Genomic DNA, 15,166 nt, shown 5'->3' with positions numbered 1-15,166 from the left:
AATCTGATGTCGGGCAAGAACGCCTGGGGCGAGGCGGACGCCAACTTCAACAAGTTCGCGCCGCACCTCAAGGACATCGAGGTGCCGTCGGAGACACTGCAGACGCTGCTCGACCGCAACGGCATTGCCTATATCGACGCCTTCCTCGTCGATTGCGAGGGCGCCGACTGGATGGTGTTCGAGCAGCTCGACCTCAAGCGCTACCGTCCCGGCATGATCAAGATCGAAGTCGGCGCGCTGCCGGCGGCCGAGATCGGCCAGGTGGTGGTCAAGCTGAAGACCGCTGGCTACCAGGTCGGCTTCCAGGCCGAGGACGTCTGGGCTTTCGCCTGAGTTTCGCCGACCTCCCGTCCACAAGGGCAAGTCTCTCCCGCCGCCGCGCCGGCCGAACACGGCTTGACAAAGCGGCGCCGGCCCGTCCAACCTGAGGCAATCACCAGGGGAGTCCCGGCAAGGGGCTGAGATACTGCTGGCTTTCGCGGCGCAGTGACCCGTTGAACCTGATCCAGTTCATACTGGCGTAGGGACGGTGCAAGCGCTTTGCGGGAGTCTATGCCCGAGGTCCTGTTTCGGCAGGGCGACCAAAGCGTCTTTTCATCCTTCCGGCACAGAACTGGGTCTCCAATGCATGAGCAAAGGAGCCTCAAGATGAATGCCCTTACCCCCACCGTGTCGACGGGGCCGTTGCCCGCCTCGCGCAAGATCCACAAGCAAGGCAGCCTCCACCCCCAGATCAAAGTGCCGATGCGCGAGATCTCTGTCCATCCGACGGCCGGCGAGCCGCCCGTTACCGTTTACGATCCATCCGGCGCCTATACCGACCCGGCTGTCGAAACCAACATCGAAAAGGGCCTTGCCCGGCTTCGCCACGAATGGGTTACAGCACGCGGCGATGTCGAAGCCTATGACGGCCGCCATGTACGGCCGGAAGACAACGGGTTCGCGACAGGCGAGCGCCTGACGCCGGAATTTCCGATCCGCAATCGCCCGCTGCGGGCGAAAGCCGGCAAGGCGGTGACCCAGCTTGCCTATGCGCGCGCCGGCATCATCACGCCCGAGATGGAGTTCGTCGCGATCCGCGAGAATCTGGGCCGCGAGGCCCTGCGCGGCAAGCTCGAGCGCGACGGAGAAGCCTTCGGCGCGGCAATCCCCGACTTCGTGACGCCGGAATTCGTGCGCGACGAGGTGGCGCGCGGACGGGCGATCATTCCCGCCAACATCAATCATCCCGAGAGCGAGCCGATGATCATCGGGCGCAATTTCCTGGTCAAGATCAACGCCAATATCGGCAACTCCGCCGTCACCTCGTCGATGGCCGAAGAGGTCGAGAAGATGGTGTGGGCGATCCGCTGGGGCGCCGACACGGTGATGGACCTGTCGACGGGCCGCAACATCCACAACATTCGCGAATGGATCGTGCGCAATGCGCCTGTGCCGATCGGCACGGTGCCGCTTTACCAGGCGCTGGAAAAGGTGGGCGGCATCGCCGAGGACCTGACCTGGGAGGTGTACCGCGACACGCTGATCGAGCAGGCCGAGCAGGGCGTAGACTATTTCACCATCCACGCCGGCGTGCGGCTGCACTATATCCCGCTGACCGTCGACCGGGTGACCGGGATCGTCTCGCGCGGTGGCTCGATCATGGCCAAATGGTGCCTGCACCATCACCGGGAGAGCTTCCTCTACGAACACTTCGCCGAGATCTGCGACATCTGCCGTGCCTACGACGTGTCGTTCTCACTAGGCGACGGCCTTCGTCCGGGCTCGATCGCCGACGCCAACGACGCCGCGCAGTTCGCCGAGCTGGAAACGCTAGGCGAACTGACTCAGATCGCCTGGGCCAAGGACTGCCAGGTGATGATCGAGGGGCCCGGTCATGTGCCGATGCACAAGATCAAGCAGAACATGGACAAGCAGCTCGCCGTCTGCGGCGAGGCGCCGTTCTATACGCTGGGGCCGCTCACCACGGACATCGCGCCGGGCTACGATCACATCACCTCCGGCATAGGTGCTGCCATGATCGGCTGGTTCGGCACGGCAATGCTCTGCTACGTCACGCCGAAGGAGCATCTCGGCCTGCCCGACCGTAATGACGTCAAGACCGGCGTGATCACCTATAAGATCGCCGCACACGCCGCGGATCTCGCCAAGGGCCACCCTGCGGCGAAGGTCAGGGACGATGCTCTTTCCCGCGCGCGGTTCGAGTTCCGCTGGGAAGACCAGTTCAACCTGTCGCTCGACCCCGAAACGGCGCGCTCGTTCCACGACGAGACCTTGCCCAAGGAGGCGCACAAGCTGGCGCATTTCTGCTCGATGTGCGGGCCGAAATTCTGCTCCATGCGCATTTCCCACGACATCCGGGCCGAGGCACAGAAAGAAGGCATGGCGGCGATGGCGCTGAAATACCGTGAGGGCGGCGATCTCTATGTGCCGGCGGACGAGATCGGCGCACCGCTCATACCACAGGGGCGTGAGCCGTCATGAAGGTGCTGGTCAATGGGGCCGGCGTCGCCGGCCTCACCGCCGCCTTCGAGCTCGCCATCCGCGGCGCGACTGTGACGGTTGCGGAGACAAGGCCCGGCCTTGGCGGCAATGCGTCGTGGTTCGCCGGCGGCATGCTGGCGCCCTGGTGCGAGCGTGAAAGCGCCGAGCAGCCGGTGCTCGATCTCGGACGCGACGCCGCCGACTGGTGGGATGCGGCGACGCCCGGCCAGGTGACGCGGGCCGGAACGCTGGTCGTGGCCGCGCCGCGCGATGCGGGCGAGCTCGACCGCTTCGCCAGCCGCACGACGGGTCACCGGCGTGTCGATGAAGACCAAGTCGCGCGCCTCGAGCCCGACCTTGCCGGCCGCTTCCGTCGTGGGCTGCTCTTCCCCGACGAGGCCCACCTCGACCCGCGCCAGGCGATGGCGAAACTTCATGACCGGCTCGCGGCCATGGGCGCCGCATTCCACTTCGGCGCCGATATCAGGCAGGTGTGCGGTTTCGATCGCCGGATCGACTGCACGGGAATGGCCGCTGTCGACGACAGGCTGCGCGGCGTGCGCGGCGAGATGCTGATCCTGCGTGCGCCCGACGTCTCGCTGTCGCGGCCGGTCCGGCTGCTTCATCCGCGCTTTCCGCTCTACATCGTGCCGCGCGCCGACCACCGTTTCATGATCGGTGCGACGATGATCGAAAGCCAGTCCGGGGGATCGATCACGGCCCGTTCGATCATGGAGTTGCTCAGCGCTGCCTGCGCGCTCCATCCGGCCTTTGGCGAGGCGGAGGTCCTTGAGACCGGCGTCGGCGTTCGCCCGGCCTTTCCAGACAACCTGCCGCGCGTCGAAACCAGCGGCGACACCGTCAGGATCAACGGCCTCTATCGTCATGGCTTTCTTCTGGCGCCTGCCATGGCACGGCAAGCAGCCGAAATTGTCTTCAGGCAGCACGAACCTGTGGAGTCTACACATGAAACTGATCGTGAACGGCGAAGCGCTCGAGATCACGGCGACAACCCTGGCGGCGCTGCTTGCGGCGCTCGACTATGAGGGCGATTGGCTGGCAACGGCCGTCAACAGCGACCTCGTGCACAAAGCCCATCGGGCGGAATTCCATTTGAGCGACGGCGACCGGATCGAAATCCTCTCGCCCATGCAGGGAGGCTAGCGATGCTGGAGCTTTTCGGGACGACGCTTCCCTCTCGTCTGCTTCTCGGAACGGCGCAATATCCGTCGCCAGCCATCCTTGCCGATGCGGTTACGGCGTCGGGCACATCGGTGCTGACCGTCTCCTTGCGGCGGGAGATGGCGGGCGGCAAAGCCGGCGAGAAATTCTGGGCGCTGATCAGCACGCTTGGCACGAAAATCCTGCCCAACACCGCCGGCTGCCATTCCGTCAAGGAAGCGGTCACGACCGCGAAGATGGCACGCGAAGTGTTCGGCACGAACTGGATCAAGCTGGAAGTGATTGGCAACCACGACACGCTGCAGCCGGATGTGTTCGGCCTGGTCGAGGCGGCGCGCATCCTCAGCGAGGACGGCTTTTCGGTATTCCCCTACACCACCGACGACCTCGTCGTCGCCGAACGGCTGCTTGAGGCGGGCTGCAAGGTCCTGATGCCGTGGTGCGCGCCCATCGGTTCGGCGCTGGGGCCGGTCAACATCCCGGCGCTGCGATCGATGCGCGCACATTTCCCTGGCATCCCGCTGATCGTCGACGCGGGATTGGGCCGGCCATCACATGCCGCGACCGTGATGGAACTCGGCTTCGATGCGGTGCTGCTGAATACGGCGGTCGCCAAGGCTGCCGACCCGGTCGGCATGGCGCGCGCATTCGGCAAGGCGGTGGAAGCCGGCCATGAGGCGTTCCGCTCGGGAATGCTCGAACCGCGCGAGGTCGCGATGCCGTCGACGCCGACATTCGGCAGGGCGGTTTTCGTATGAAGCTCGATCCCTTCTACCTGATCGTCGATTGCGCCGCGTGGATCGAACGGTTGGCGCCCCTCGGCGTCAGGTTGGTTCAGTTGCGCATCAAGGCTATGGACGAGGCCGGACTGCGCGCCGAAATCCGCAAGGCGAAAGCCTTGTGTGCCGAGCACCAATGCCAGCTCATCGTCAACGACCACTGGCAACTGGCAATCGAGGAAGGTTGCGACTTCATCCATCTCGGCCAGGAGGATCTGCAGACCGCCGACCTCTCGGCGATACGCGCAGCCGGTATGAGGCTCGGGCTCAGCACGCACAATCATGCCGAACTGGAAACGGCCATCGCCGCCAAGCCCGACTACATCGCGCTCGGTCCCGTCTATGCCACCATCCTGAAGAAGATGAAATGGGTGCCGCAAGGGCTGGAGCGGATCGGCGAGTGGAAGCGCCGGGTCGCGCCAATCCCCTTGGTCGCCATCGGCGGCCTCAACCCTGACCGGCTCGACAATGTCTTTGCGGCTGGCGCCGACAGCGCGGCGGTTGTGACTGACATCACATTGAATGCCGATCCCGAGGCGCGCACGCGGGAATGGATCGCAAAGACGGAGCGATGGCGCTGAGGCAAGAACCGCACGTCCTTGTCATTGCCGGATCCGACTCCAGCGGGGGTGCCGGACTTGCACGCGATATCGAGACGATCTCTTCGCTTGGCGTGCGCACCTGCCTGGCCGTGACCGCGCTGACAGTACAGACGCAAGAAAGCGTGGCGCAAATACACCGCTCATCGCCACGCCTGGTGGCCGACCAGATGCGCGCCGCGCTGCAGGCCAACGAGGTGGTCGCCATCAAGATCGGCATGCTGGCGACTGCCGAGACCGTCGTGGCCGTTGCGGCCGTGCTGCGCGAAAGTCCTCGGGTGCCGGCAATACTCGATCCGGTGTTGGCCTCCACCTCAGGCCGGGCGCTGCTGGAAGCTGACGCGGTCGCGGCGATGAAGCATGACCTGATGCCGCTTTGCCGCTTGGTCACGCCCAATCTCATCGAGCTGGCGCTTCTTGTCCCGGCGGAACGCGCAACCGACGAGGATGGCGCGATCAGGCAGGGTCAGGAATTGCTCGGCGCAGGTGCGCAGGCCCTGCTGATCAAGGGCGGTCATGCATCGGGACCGCGATCGACCGACATTCTGTTGCGCTCGAACCAAGAACCACTCCGCTTCGACACACCACGCCTTGCAGCATCGATGCGTGGGACGGGATGCATGCTGGCCAGCGCGATCGCCGCGCATCTGGCGAAGGCGAAGCCGCTTGAAGACAGCGTGCGCGAAGGTAAGCAGCTTGTCTTCCAGAAGCTCATGGAGCGGTCCGACTGACTCCGTCGCATGGCAAAAATCCTCGCCTGTGGCGTCCGAAGGAAGCATGTTCGGTCGTCAGGGTCGCTCGGTCTTTTCGTAATGTCGCAAACAGGCTTCAATCGCGACACCGCTCCGCCCTATAGTCCGCCCGCTTTACCACTTTGGAGTCACGGGCAATGGCAGGGTTTCCGGAAAAGGCGAAGGTCGTCATCGTCGGGCTGGGCGGGATCGTGGGCGCTTCCATCGCCCATCACCTGATCGAGCGCGGATGGGACGACATTGTCGGCATCGACAAGTCCGGCATCCCGACCGATATCGGCTCGACGGCGCACGCGTCCGACTTCTGCTACACGACCAGCCATGACTTCCTGTCCTGCTGGACAACGCTCTATTCGATCGATTTTTACGAGAAGATGGGCCATTACGCGCGCATTGGCGGCCTCGAAGTCGCGCGCGTCGGCGACGACAGCCGCATGGCGGAGATCAAGCGCAAGATCGCTTCGGCCAAATCCTTCGGCACCCGGGCGCGGCTGATCGAGCCGGCCGAGATCAAGGAAAAGTTTCCGCTGATCGAAGAGAGCATGGTGCAGGGCGGCTTGTGGGATCCGGATGCCGGCCTGGTCATTCCGCGCTCGCAGACGGTCGCCGGCAAGCTCGTCGACCAGGGTGTGGCCTCCGGCAAGCTCCAGTCTTTCGCCAACACCTCGGCCAAGTCGCTGATCGTCGAGAACGGGCGCATCAAGGGCGTGGTGACCGAGCGCGGAACGATCATGGCCGACTATGTGGTCGTCTGCACCGGCATCTGGGGCCGTTTGACCGCGGCGCTGGTCGGCGAGGACCTGCCGGTGATGCCGATCGACCATCCGCTGACCTTCTTCGGCCCCTACAACGAGTTCGCCGGCACCGGCAAGGAGATCGGCTGGCCACTGCTGCGCGACCAGGGCAATTCGGCCTATATGCGTGACACCGGCGATCCCAAGACCGCCGAGGGCGGGCAGATCGAGTGGGGCTATTACGAAGAGAACAATCCGCGTCTCTGCCACCCGCGCGACCTGCTCGAAAAGGACCAGGCGCGGCTGTCGCCGTCGCAGCGCGATCTCGACATGGAGCAGATCCTGGCGCCGCTGGAACGCGCCATGGAGCTGACGCCGATCTTGGGCGAGCTCGGCTACAATGAGAGCCATTCCTTCAACGGCCTGCTGCAGGTGACCACCGACGGCGGCCCATCGATGGGCGAGAGCCAGAAGGTGAGGGGCCTGTGGTACGCCGTCGCCATCTGGGTCAAGGACGGCCCCGGCATGGGCAAGCTGATCGCCGACTGGATGACCGACGGCCGCACCTCGATCGACCATCACGCAATCGACTATGCGCGCTTCTACCCGCACCAGACGAAGGAAGAGTTCATCTGGGAGCGCTGCACCGAGACGGCGATGAAGGTCTACAATCCGGCTGTGCATCCGCGCGAGCCGTTCTCGAAGGGCCGCAACATACGCCGCTCGCCGTTCTGGGAGCGCGAGAAGGAACTCGGCGGCTATTTCATGGAACTCGGCGGCTGGGAGCGCGCCCACGGTTATGCCGCCAACGAGTATCTGCTGGAGAAATACGGCAACCGCGTGCCGGTGCGCCAGAACGAATGGGACAACCGCCACTTCTGGCGCGTCTCCAATGCCGAGCATCTGGCGATGAGCGAGGATTGCGGTATCGTCAACCTGTCGCATTTCTCGATGTATGACGTCGAAGGGCCCGACCATGTCGCGCTGCTCGAATGGCTGTGCGCGGCCAAGATCGGCGGCGACAACAACATCGGCAAGGGCATCTACACCCACTTCCTCGACGAGGAAGGCATGGTGCGCGCCGACTTCACCGTCATCCGCATGGCCGACCGCTGCCGTGTGATCGACGGCGCCGACGCCGGTCCGCGCGACTTCCGCTACATGCAGCGCACCGCGCAGGACAAGGGCTTCGACGTCACCGTCACCGACGTGACCGAAAAATACGTCACCATCGGCATCTGGGGCCCGAACGCGCGCACCACTCTGCAGAAGGTGGTCGAGGATCCGAACGGGCTGACGCCGGAGAATTTCCCCTTCGCCGCGATCAAGCCGATCCGGATCGGCGGCAAGGATGTGACGGCGTTCCGCATCTCCTATGTCGGCGAGCAGGGTTGGGAACTGCACATGCGCTACGAGGATGGCCTCGCCGTCTGGGACGCGCTGCGTTCGACCGGCGTCATGCCGTTCGGCGTCGAGACCTATGCCAACACGCGCCGCATGGAAAAGAGCCTGCGGCTGCAGAACGCCGACCTGTTGACCGAGTACAATCTGCTCGAGGCCGACCTTGCACGTCCGAAGGTCAAGGAGAACGATTTCTGCGGCAAGGCCAAGCATGTGGAGTATCGCGCCCGCGAGCATCAGCCGGCGATGCTGTGCACGCTGGTGATGACCGACAACATCGATGCGAACGGCGTCGCGCGCTATCCGGTCGGCACCATGCCGGTGCTGGACCCCGCGACCGGCGAGACGCTGGTCGACGAACTCGGCCGCCGCTCCTTCACCACCTCGGTCGCCTACGGCCCGACCATCGGCAAGAACATCGCGCTTGCCTATCTGCCCTGGGCCTACGCCCAGGAAGGGCGCAAGCTGCAGGTCGAGTATTTCGGCGAGACCTATCCGGTCGAGGTTGCCGGCGTCGGCTACAAGCCGCTCTACGATCCGGAGAGTCTGAAGCCGCGCAGCTGAGTTTTCCAAGCGCACGAGAAGCCCGGCCCCCGCCGGGCTTTTCGCTTTGTCCGGCCGCGATTCTCGCTTACCGTCGCGGCATGTCTGCTTTTGCCAGTGCAAGACATCTCCTTCCGTTCTGCGCCGCGCTGGCGTCGGCACTTTGCGCGACGCCCGCATCCTCCGCGGAATCCGTCGACATCGAGCTGGTGCTTGCCGTCGACGTCTCGTTGTCGATGTCGCCTGAAGAGCTCGAGATCCAGCGCCATGGCTACGCGGCGGCGCTGACGCACGATCTGGTGCTCAAGGCGATTGCCGACGGCGCCTATGGCAAGATCGCCGTCACCTATGTCGAATGGGCGGGCAGCAACTGGCAGCGGGTCATCGTGCCGTGGACGGCGATCGCCAACCGGGCCGATGCCGAGCGCGTGGTCGAGCAGCTCAACGCCCACCCGCCGGACAGCGCCAGGCGCACCTCGATTTCCGGCGCGCTGGAATTCGGCAGCGATCTTTTCGCCGAAAGCGGCTTTCAGGGCGTCAAGCGCGTCATCGACATTTCCGGCGACGGGCCCAACAACCAGGGGGCGCCCGTCAACCTCGCGCGGGATATCGTGGTGAGCCAGGGCATCACCATCAACGGGCTGCCGTTGATGACGCGCGGCGGCTTCACCGGCGCCTACGACGTCAATGATCTCGACCGCTATTACAGCGACTGCGTCATCGGTGGTCCCGGCGCCTTCATGATCCCGGTCAACGACTGGACGCAGTTTCCGGAAGCGATCCGCCGCAAGCTGGTGCTGGAGCTTGCCGGTCCAGGTTCGCCGCAACGGGCGGCCGATGAGGCAGCTGATCCGCCGATGGTGCTCGCCCAGGACAAGCCGATCGTGGATTGTCAGGTCGGCGAGAAAATGTGGCGCGACCGCAGCTGGATGTTCGACAGCCGCTAGTTGTCATGCCCCGGCTTGCCTGTCCGGTGTCGGCCATGCAAAGTCGTCGCGCCGTGCCGATCATACGGCTTCCATGCGCAAACGAGGAGACGTCCCATGAAATCTGTCGCAATCCTGATGGCGGCCGCATCGGTGTTTTGCGCCGGCAGCGCCAGTGCTCAGTATTACGGCGATGCGGGCTGCATCATGTTCGAGCACTCGAATTTTCGCGGCCGCGCGCTGGAATTGGGAGCGGACGATTCGGTGAGCTTTCGTGGCGGCCAGTTCTGGAACGATCGCGTCTCCTCGGTGATCGTGAGCCGCGGCTGCACCCTCGTCGCCTATTCGGATACGAGGATGCGAGGTCGGTCGATCGAGCTCAATCGCAGGGTCCGCGATTTCAGCAATACCGGCTGGAACGATCGCATCTCATCGGCCGAATGCTACTGCGGCGAGAGGTACTAAAACTATCCCAGCTGGAGCGGGAAGCCGCTCCAGCGATCTAGCCTTTTTTGGACACCTATGAGGGTCAGGCCGCCAGCAGCTGCTTGCGGTCGACGCGTTCCTGCTGCGGCGAGCGGGCATAGAGCTCGCGGTAGCATTTGGAGAAATGCGAGGCGGAGACGAAGCCGCAGGCCACCGCCACCTCGACCACCGGCATCGACGACTGGATCAAGAGATGGCGGGCGCGGTCGAGCCGGATCTCCAGGTAGTAGCGGGCGGGCGAACGGCCCATCTCGGTGCGGAACAGGCGCTCGATCTGTCGGCGCGAGAGATCGACATGGTCGGCGATCTCGATCAGCGACAGCGGCTCGGAGAGGTTCGCTTCCATCAGTTCGATGATGGTCAGAACCTTGGAATTCTGCACGCCGAGGCGGGCGCGCAGCGGCAGGCGCTGGCGGTCGGTCGGGCTGCGCACGCGGTCGGTCAGCACCTGCTCGCAGACGCGGTTGACGAGGCTCTCGTCGAAATCGTCGCCGATCAGCTTCAGCATCATGTCGAGCGCGGCGGTGCCGCCGGCGCAGGTGTAGATGTTCTGGTCGATCTCGAACAGGTCGGCAAAGACGTTGGCCTTGGGGAAGGCCTCGGAAAAGCCGGGCAGATTCTCCCAATGGATGGCACAGCGCTTGTTGGACAACAGGCCGGCGGCGGCAAGGATATGCGCGCCCGTGCACAACCCGCCGACGGCGACGCCGCGATTGTATTCCTCGCGCAGCCAGGCGAAGGCCGACTTGTTCTGGTAGCGCTCGACATTGACGCCGCTGCAGACGATGGCCATGTTCGGCCGGTCCGGTCCGGCCATTTTCCTGCGCTCCTCCTCAAGCGAGGTGTTGACGGCGCATTCGACGCCGTTCGAGGCGCGCACAGGCTTGCCGTCGATACTCGCCAGGCGCCAGCTATAGGCCTCGTAGCCAAGCATGCGGTTGGCCGAGCGCAACGGATCGAGCGCCGTCGCGAAGGCGATCATGGTGAAGTCGGGGACGAGGAAAAATACAAACGATCTCTTGATCGGGTGCTTTACGGCATTCACGGGAAACCTCACGCGGCCATGACGCGAACAGGATGTCGCGAATAGCATAGCGACATCAGGAAAAACCATTCCTGTCAATCGCCTAGAGAGGTTTGGGACAATTAAATTTGCGACATGGGTCGCAAATGGGCAATCGCCTGGGGAATGGGCCCCGATGTGCTACCGGAGCGGGCAGAACGGCCCCTGGGCAAAGAAACGCCGCTTCGGTCTTGCCGAAGCGGCGGGGAGGTCAACTTCACAGCGTCGGCTGGGAGGCGCCGCGCTAAAGTCTCAATATCAGGCGACGAAACCGAGGCGCGCGGCGGCCAGGGCGCCGGTCTGGCCGGGCATGGTCTTCGAAAGGCGCTGGCGCTCGAGCGCGGTCGTCAGGTTCATTTCGCGGCGGTGGAACAGGCGGGCAAGAAGCTTCATAATCATCTCCATTCGGTTGCTCAGACGGGTCGCCTTCGCGTGATGGAGTGGGGCAGCTCGTTTGCGGCGTTGATATAGGCTTGTGCGAACGAAAACGAAATCGCAAAAGCGAAGCGCTTGTTATGAAAAGCGACACCAATTGCGACATTTTTGGGCAATGTGCCCAGGATTTACGATTGTTTACAACGCGTTAAATCGAAAAAGCAGCGTTATGCGATTGGTTCATATGCGTCATGCAGCCGTAGCATGGCTCGGAAAAATCATTTGAATGCAAACAAAACAGGCGGTTGGACAAAATAGAGAGGCCTGCCGGGCTGGGTCCGCCGGGCAGGCCTTTAGGTTTTGATACACACGATTTACTTTGCTCCAGCCCAGGATCCGACACCGTGGCGAGCACCGGTCCTGGCATCGGCGGCTTCCGGCCAGCCGATATCCTTCTGCAGTTCGATCGGCAGCGCATGGATGGCGCGTTCGGTCTGGTAACGGGCGCGGGCCGCGGTGAATTCGGTCGCAAGCCGGCCGATGGAGGAAAGGATGGACATTTCATTCTCCTTTGCGTTGGGCCGGGAGTTGCCCGGCGGCAGTCTGTTTCAGCTTCATTTCTGTCGAATGCAGGTCCGTGCCGGGGTCGTTTGATGGCTGTTTGTGGCAACAGCCTGCTTCGATGGAGTTGACTATCCTCCCAAACTGATGTTCAATCAAACGAAATGGAATGATCGTTCGCATCAGAAAAATTGAAGGCCGATCCCGATGAACGCCCCACTCAATCATCCGCTGCCGCTGCTCGATCTCGATGTCCTGCGCACCTTCGTGGCGATTGCCGAAACCGGCAGCTTCACCACGGCCGCCACCGCCGTCTTCCGTACGCCGTCGGCCGTCTCCATGCAGATCAAGAAGCTAGAGGACATCCTCGGCCGCTCCGTCTTCGCGCGCGACGCGCGCTCGGTGACGCTGACGACGGACGGCGAGATGCTGCTCGGCTATGCCCGCCGGCTGTTGTCGATCAACCGCGAGGTGGTGTCGAAGTTCATCATCCCCGACATTGTCGGCGTGGTGCGGCTGGGCTCTCCGGACGACTACGGCGAACGCGTGCTGCCGCATGTCCTGAAGCGCTTCGCACAGTCGCATCCCTCGATCGCCGTCGACGTCACCATCGACCAGAGCATCAATCTGCGCCGGCGCATGGACGACCGAGCGCTCGACATCACGCTGCTCACCAACTCCTACAAGACCAGCGCGCTCGGCGCCGAGGTGCTGTTGACCGAACCGATCGTCTGGGCCGGCGCCAAGGGCGGCTGCGCGCATCTGCGCGAGCCGCTGCCGGTGTCGCTGTGGGAGGAGGGCTGCGTGTGGCGGGCCGGCGCCCTCGAGGCGCTCGGCCGCGAGGGCCGCAACTACCGCGTCGCCTATATGAGCGCGCACACGGCCGGCCAGCGCGCCGCCATCATGGCCGACCTCGCCGTCGCGCCGCTGCCGCGATCGTTCCTCGGCGACGAGATGGTCGCGCTTAGCCCGAAGGACGGCATGCCCGATATCGGCACCTACAACCTGGCCATGGTGGTGACGCCGGACGCCAGTGCGCCGGTGAAGGCGGTCGCGGACCATATCCGCGCTACTTTCGAAGTGTTCAAGGAAACCGGCAAGTTCTGAGCTTGGCTGGCAAGTCCGGGTAAGGGTCAGGTCGCGGCCTGACCCTCAAGCGACCAGCCACGAGCCTTGACCGGCCGCGCCCTGGTTTCCCCAGTCAGGAAGGCAACGATGCTGTTGCGCGCGCGCCGCGTCTCCGGCATCTCGATCAGCGGCCAGACGTGGAACATACCTTCCTCATAGACGACCTCCACCTCGACGCCGGCGGCCCGCGCCTTCTCGGCGAAGATCAGGTTGTCGGGGGTGAGCAGGTCGTGCGAGCCGGTCAATAGCAGCGTCTTCGGCAATACCGAAAGGTCGCCGTAGAGCGGGCTGATGTGCCAGTCCGCGCGATCGATGCCGGCGCTGTAGAGCCGGATCGCCTCCAGCCCGCCGGCTATGCCAAGCCACGGATCGTTGCGCTCAGCCTCGAACACTTCGGGGTTGGAGAGCGACATGTCGAGCCCGGGCGAAATCAGGACGTGGTGCGAGGGGAGCGGCAAGGCGTCCTCGGCCGCCATCATGGTCAGCACCACGGCCATGTTGCCGCCGGCGGAATCGCCCATGAAGACGATGTCCGCGGCTTCCGTCTCCTCGAGCATCTGCCGGTAGACCTTGCCGACCATGCCGAACATGGCGTGGAAGTCGTGCTCGGGCGCGATCGGGTAGATCGGCACGGTGATGCCGAAGCCCAGCCGCTCGGCCATCTCGGCGATCAGGCCCCAATGGTAGGAGGTGATCTGGAAGACAAAGGCGCCGCCATGCAGATAGAGCATGCGCTTGAGCTCGCCGGTCCTTGGCGCGATCTCATAAACGGGAAAGCCGTTCACCATGCGCTCGGCGATGTCGAAGCGGGAACGCAGCGAGGCCGGCGGATGGTGATCCTCGGTCTTGCGCGCATAGGCGATCCAGCGCTGCAGGTTTTCCGGACTGGAAAAGGCCTGCTTGCGGCTATGCCTGAGGACAAAAGAAACGACGTGGCTTTTGAAGCTGGGCATGCGGATACACGAACTTCGGCGGAGCCGACTAAGAGAATTCCCCTCTAATCCGAAGATCGTGTCTGGGGCGGAAATGTCAAGATTTGCGCCGGGTGCAACACGCTTGTGTGATCCTGCCGTGCCGCTGCATCCAGTCTAGCGGCGCGGCAGCAAGGCGACGCGCAGTTTGTTGTCGCCGGCGGCCGGAGCCGCATCACGGCCCCGGCGCTTGGCCAGCAACTTGCATTTGTCGGCGAAGGTCATCAGCGCGCCGAGCCCAGGAGCAACTGGGAAAGCACGGCCTGCGGATCATTCGGAGGCGACGCCGGCCAGCCGATATCCTTCTGGATGTCGACGGGCAGACTGTTCAGAGCCCGGATCGACTTGTTCCTGCTGTGCGCATGCTTGATGGCCACCCCATAGCGGCCGAGGCTTTCGAACATCGACATGGTGTTTCCTCCGGAAGCGGCGGCGGGAAGACATTTCCGGCCTGCCGTTCGACGGGTGCCTAAATGCGCCCGGCGTGTTTCCAGCCGATTTCACGAAAACGGCGTTTCGGTTTCCGGATCGGGAGATCCGGAAACATTTGCATGCAAATGAAAATGGGAGACTTTGGGAGGCGGCGAGAGGCTACTATTCCCGGCCGCGCCTTGCCGCATGGCCCTCGCGCGAGCGCCGGCGCGGCGTGGCGTCGCCGGCAACACCGTCCTCACTGACCGTCTTGCGCGGCGGCAATTTCACCGCAGCCGAAAGCTTGGGGAACGGATCGACCTTGTTCGGCAGCGCCATGGCGTAGACGAAGTGCTCCTGGAATTTCGGCTCAAGCGCGGTCTCGATCTTCTCGATGCGGCTTACCGTCTCCTCGATCTCGCGGCGGTAGCCGCGATTGAGCAGCGCCATGCGCGCACCGGCGCCGGCGGCGTTGCCGACTGCCGAGACCTTGTCGAGATCGCAGTCCGGGATCAGGCCAAGCACCATGGCGTATTTCGGATCGATGAAGGAGCCGAAGGCGCCGGCGAAATGGATGCGGTCGACATGCTCGGTGTTCTGCTTTTCCATCAGCAGCTTGGTGCCGGCGTAAAGGGCTGCCTTAGCGAGCTGAATGGCGCGCACGTCGTTCTGGGTGATGGTGATCCTGGGTTCGCCGTCCTTCAGCACATAGGAGAAAGTGCGGCCATTGGCGACGACGCGTGGCGAACGCGCGGCGAGCGAGCCGTCGAC

General features: G+C 63.9%; 17 protein-coding genes and 1 riboswitch. Of the genes, 11 read left to right on the top strand and 6 right to left on the bottom strand.

Annotated elements, in window-relative coordinates; genetic code table 11:
- The 10 genes from EN738_RS17070 to EN738_RS17025 form a co-directional block, all read left to right on the top strand.
- The coding region (locus EN738_RS17070) for an FkbM family methyltransferase (RefSeq protein WP_145966865.1) at nucleotides 1–333 on the top strand (333 nt) is incomplete at its 5' end.
- Between the two features lie 95 nt (nucleotides 334–428).
- A riboswitch (TPP riboswitch) is annotated at nucleotides 429–545 on the top strand.
- A gap of 103 nt (nucleotides 546–648) precedes the next feature.
- Complete coding sequence (gene thiC / locus EN738_RS17065; RefSeq protein WP_127284700.1) at nucleotides 649–2,484, top strand: phosphomethylpyrimidine synthase ThiC; 1,836 nt, start codon at nucleotides 649–651, stop codon at nucleotides 2,482–2,484.
- Complete coding sequence (thiO, locus tag EN738_RS17060; RefSeq protein WP_127284699.1) at nucleotides 2,481–3,530, top strand: glycine oxidase ThiO; 1,050 nt, start codon at nucleotides 2,481–2,483, stop codon at nucleotides 3,528–3,530. The genes thiC and thiO overlap by 4 nt, the downstream gene beginning before the upstream one ends.
- On the top strand, nucleotides 3,451–3,648 hold the full coding sequence (gene thiS, locus EN738_RS17055) for a sulfur carrier protein ThiS (RefSeq protein WP_095783628.1): 198 nt from the start codon (nucleotides 3,451–3,453) through the stop codon (nucleotides 3,646–3,648). The genes thiO and thiS overlap by 80 nt, the downstream gene beginning before the upstream one ends.
- A 2-nt stretch (nucleotides 3,649–3,650) precedes the next feature.
- Complete coding sequence (locus EN738_RS17050; protein ID WP_127284698.1) at nucleotides 3,651–4,424, top strand: thiazole synthase; 774 nt, start codon at nucleotides 3,651–3,653, stop codon at nucleotides 4,422–4,424.
- Nucleotides 4,421–5,026 (top strand): thiamine phosphate synthase, encoded by a 606-nt coding sequence (locus tag EN738_RS17045; RefSeq protein ID WP_127284697.1) that lies wholly within the window; start codon nucleotides 4,421–4,423, stop codon nucleotides 5,024–5,026. The genes EN738_RS17050 and EN738_RS17045 overlap by 4 nt, the downstream gene beginning before the upstream one ends.
- A complete protein-coding gene (locus EN738_RS17040; RefSeq protein WP_127284701.1) occupies nucleotides 5,017–5,775 on the top strand; it encodes a hydroxymethylpyrimidine/phosphomethylpyrimidine kinase in 759 nt (252 codons plus the stop codon). The genes EN738_RS17045 and EN738_RS17040 overlap by 10 nt, the downstream gene beginning before the upstream one ends.
- A gap of 158 nt (nucleotides 5,776–5,933) precedes the next feature.
- Nucleotides 5,934–8,495, top strand: a complete 2,562-nt coding sequence (locus EN738_RS17035; protein ID WP_127284696.1) for an FAD-dependent oxidoreductase — start codon at nucleotides 5,934–5,936, stop codon at nucleotides 8,493–8,495.
- An 80-nt stretch (nucleotides 8,496–8,575) separates the two neighbouring features.
- Nucleotides 8,576–9,421 carry a DUF1194 domain-containing protein gene (locus tag EN738_RS17030; RefSeq protein WP_127284695.1) on the top strand — a complete coding sequence of 282 codons (846 nt, stop codon included), beginning with the start codon at nucleotides 8,576–8,578 and terminating at the stop codon, nucleotides 9,419–9,421.
- A gap of 96 nt (nucleotides 9,422–9,517) precedes the next feature.
- Complete coding sequence (locus EN738_RS17025; protein WP_127284694.1) at nucleotides 9,518–9,865, top strand: peptidase inhibitor family I36 protein; 348 nt, start codon at nucleotides 9,518–9,520, stop codon at nucleotides 9,863–9,865.
- A 64-nt stretch (nucleotides 9,866–9,929) separates the two neighbouring features.
- Here the strand turns inward: EN738_RS17025 and EN738_RS17020 are convergent, their stop codons facing one another.
- From EN738_RS17020 to EN738_RS17010, 3 genes are all read right to left on the bottom strand, one after another.
- Nucleotides 9,930–10,868, bottom strand: coding sequence for a GlxA family transcriptional regulator (locus tag EN738_RS17020; protein WP_348627112.1), 939 nt, complete (start codon nucleotides 10,866–10,868; stop codon nucleotides 9,930–9,932).
- Between the two features lie 339 nt (nucleotides 10,869–11,207).
- Nucleotides 11,208–11,342 (bottom strand): hypothetical protein, encoded by a 135-nt coding sequence (locus EN738_RS36770; RefSeq protein WP_127284692.1) that lies wholly within the window; start codon nucleotides 11,340–11,342, stop codon nucleotides 11,208–11,210.
- A 356-nt stretch (nucleotides 11,343–11,698) separates the two neighbouring features.
- Nucleotides 11,699–11,884, bottom strand: coding sequence for a hypothetical protein (locus EN738_RS17010; RefSeq protein ID WP_127284691.1), 186 nt, complete (start codon nucleotides 11,882–11,884; stop codon nucleotides 11,699–11,701).
- 208 nt (nucleotides 11,885–12,092) lie between these two features.
- On the opposite strand from EN738_RS17010, the gene EN738_RS17005 reads away from it, so the two are divergent.
- Nucleotides 12,093–12,992 carry a LysR substrate-binding domain-containing protein gene (locus tag EN738_RS17005; RefSeq protein WP_127284690.1) on the top strand — a complete coding sequence of 300 codons (900 nt, stop codon included), beginning with the start codon at nucleotides 12,093–12,095 and terminating at the stop codon, nucleotides 12,990–12,992.
- A gap of 26 nt (nucleotides 12,993–13,018) precedes the next feature.
- On the opposite strand, the gene EN738_RS17000 is transcribed toward EN738_RS17005, so the two are convergent.
- The 3 genes from EN738_RS17000 to EN738_RS16990 all read right to left on the bottom strand — a co-directional run.
- Nucleotides 13,019–13,966, bottom strand: coding sequence for an alpha/beta hydrolase (locus EN738_RS17000; protein ID WP_127284689.1), 948 nt, complete (start codon nucleotides 13,964–13,966; stop codon nucleotides 13,019–13,021).
- 242 nt (nucleotides 13,967–14,208) lie between these two features.
- Nucleotides 14,209–14,394, bottom strand: a complete 186-nt coding sequence (locus tag EN738_RS16995) for a hypothetical protein (RefSeq protein WP_127284688.1) — start codon at nucleotides 14,392–14,394, stop codon at nucleotides 14,209–14,211.
- Between the two features lie 184 nt (nucleotides 14,395–14,578).
- Nucleotides 14,579–15,166, bottom strand: a 588-nt coding sequence (locus tag EN738_RS16990; RefSeq protein ID WP_127284687.1) for an ASKHA domain-containing protein, incomplete at its 5' end; no start/stop codon positions are given.

This window comes from Mesorhizobium sp. M4B.F.Ca.ET.017.02.2.1 (assembly GCF_003998955.1).
Taxonomy (GTDB): domain Bacteria; phylum Pseudomonadota; class Alphaproteobacteria; order Rhizobiales; family Rhizobiaceae; genus Mesorhizobium; species Mesorhizobium abyssinicae.
The sequence above is the reverse complement of the archived record's forward strand: the minus strand, read 5'-3'. Positions and strand labels throughout refer to the sequence as shown.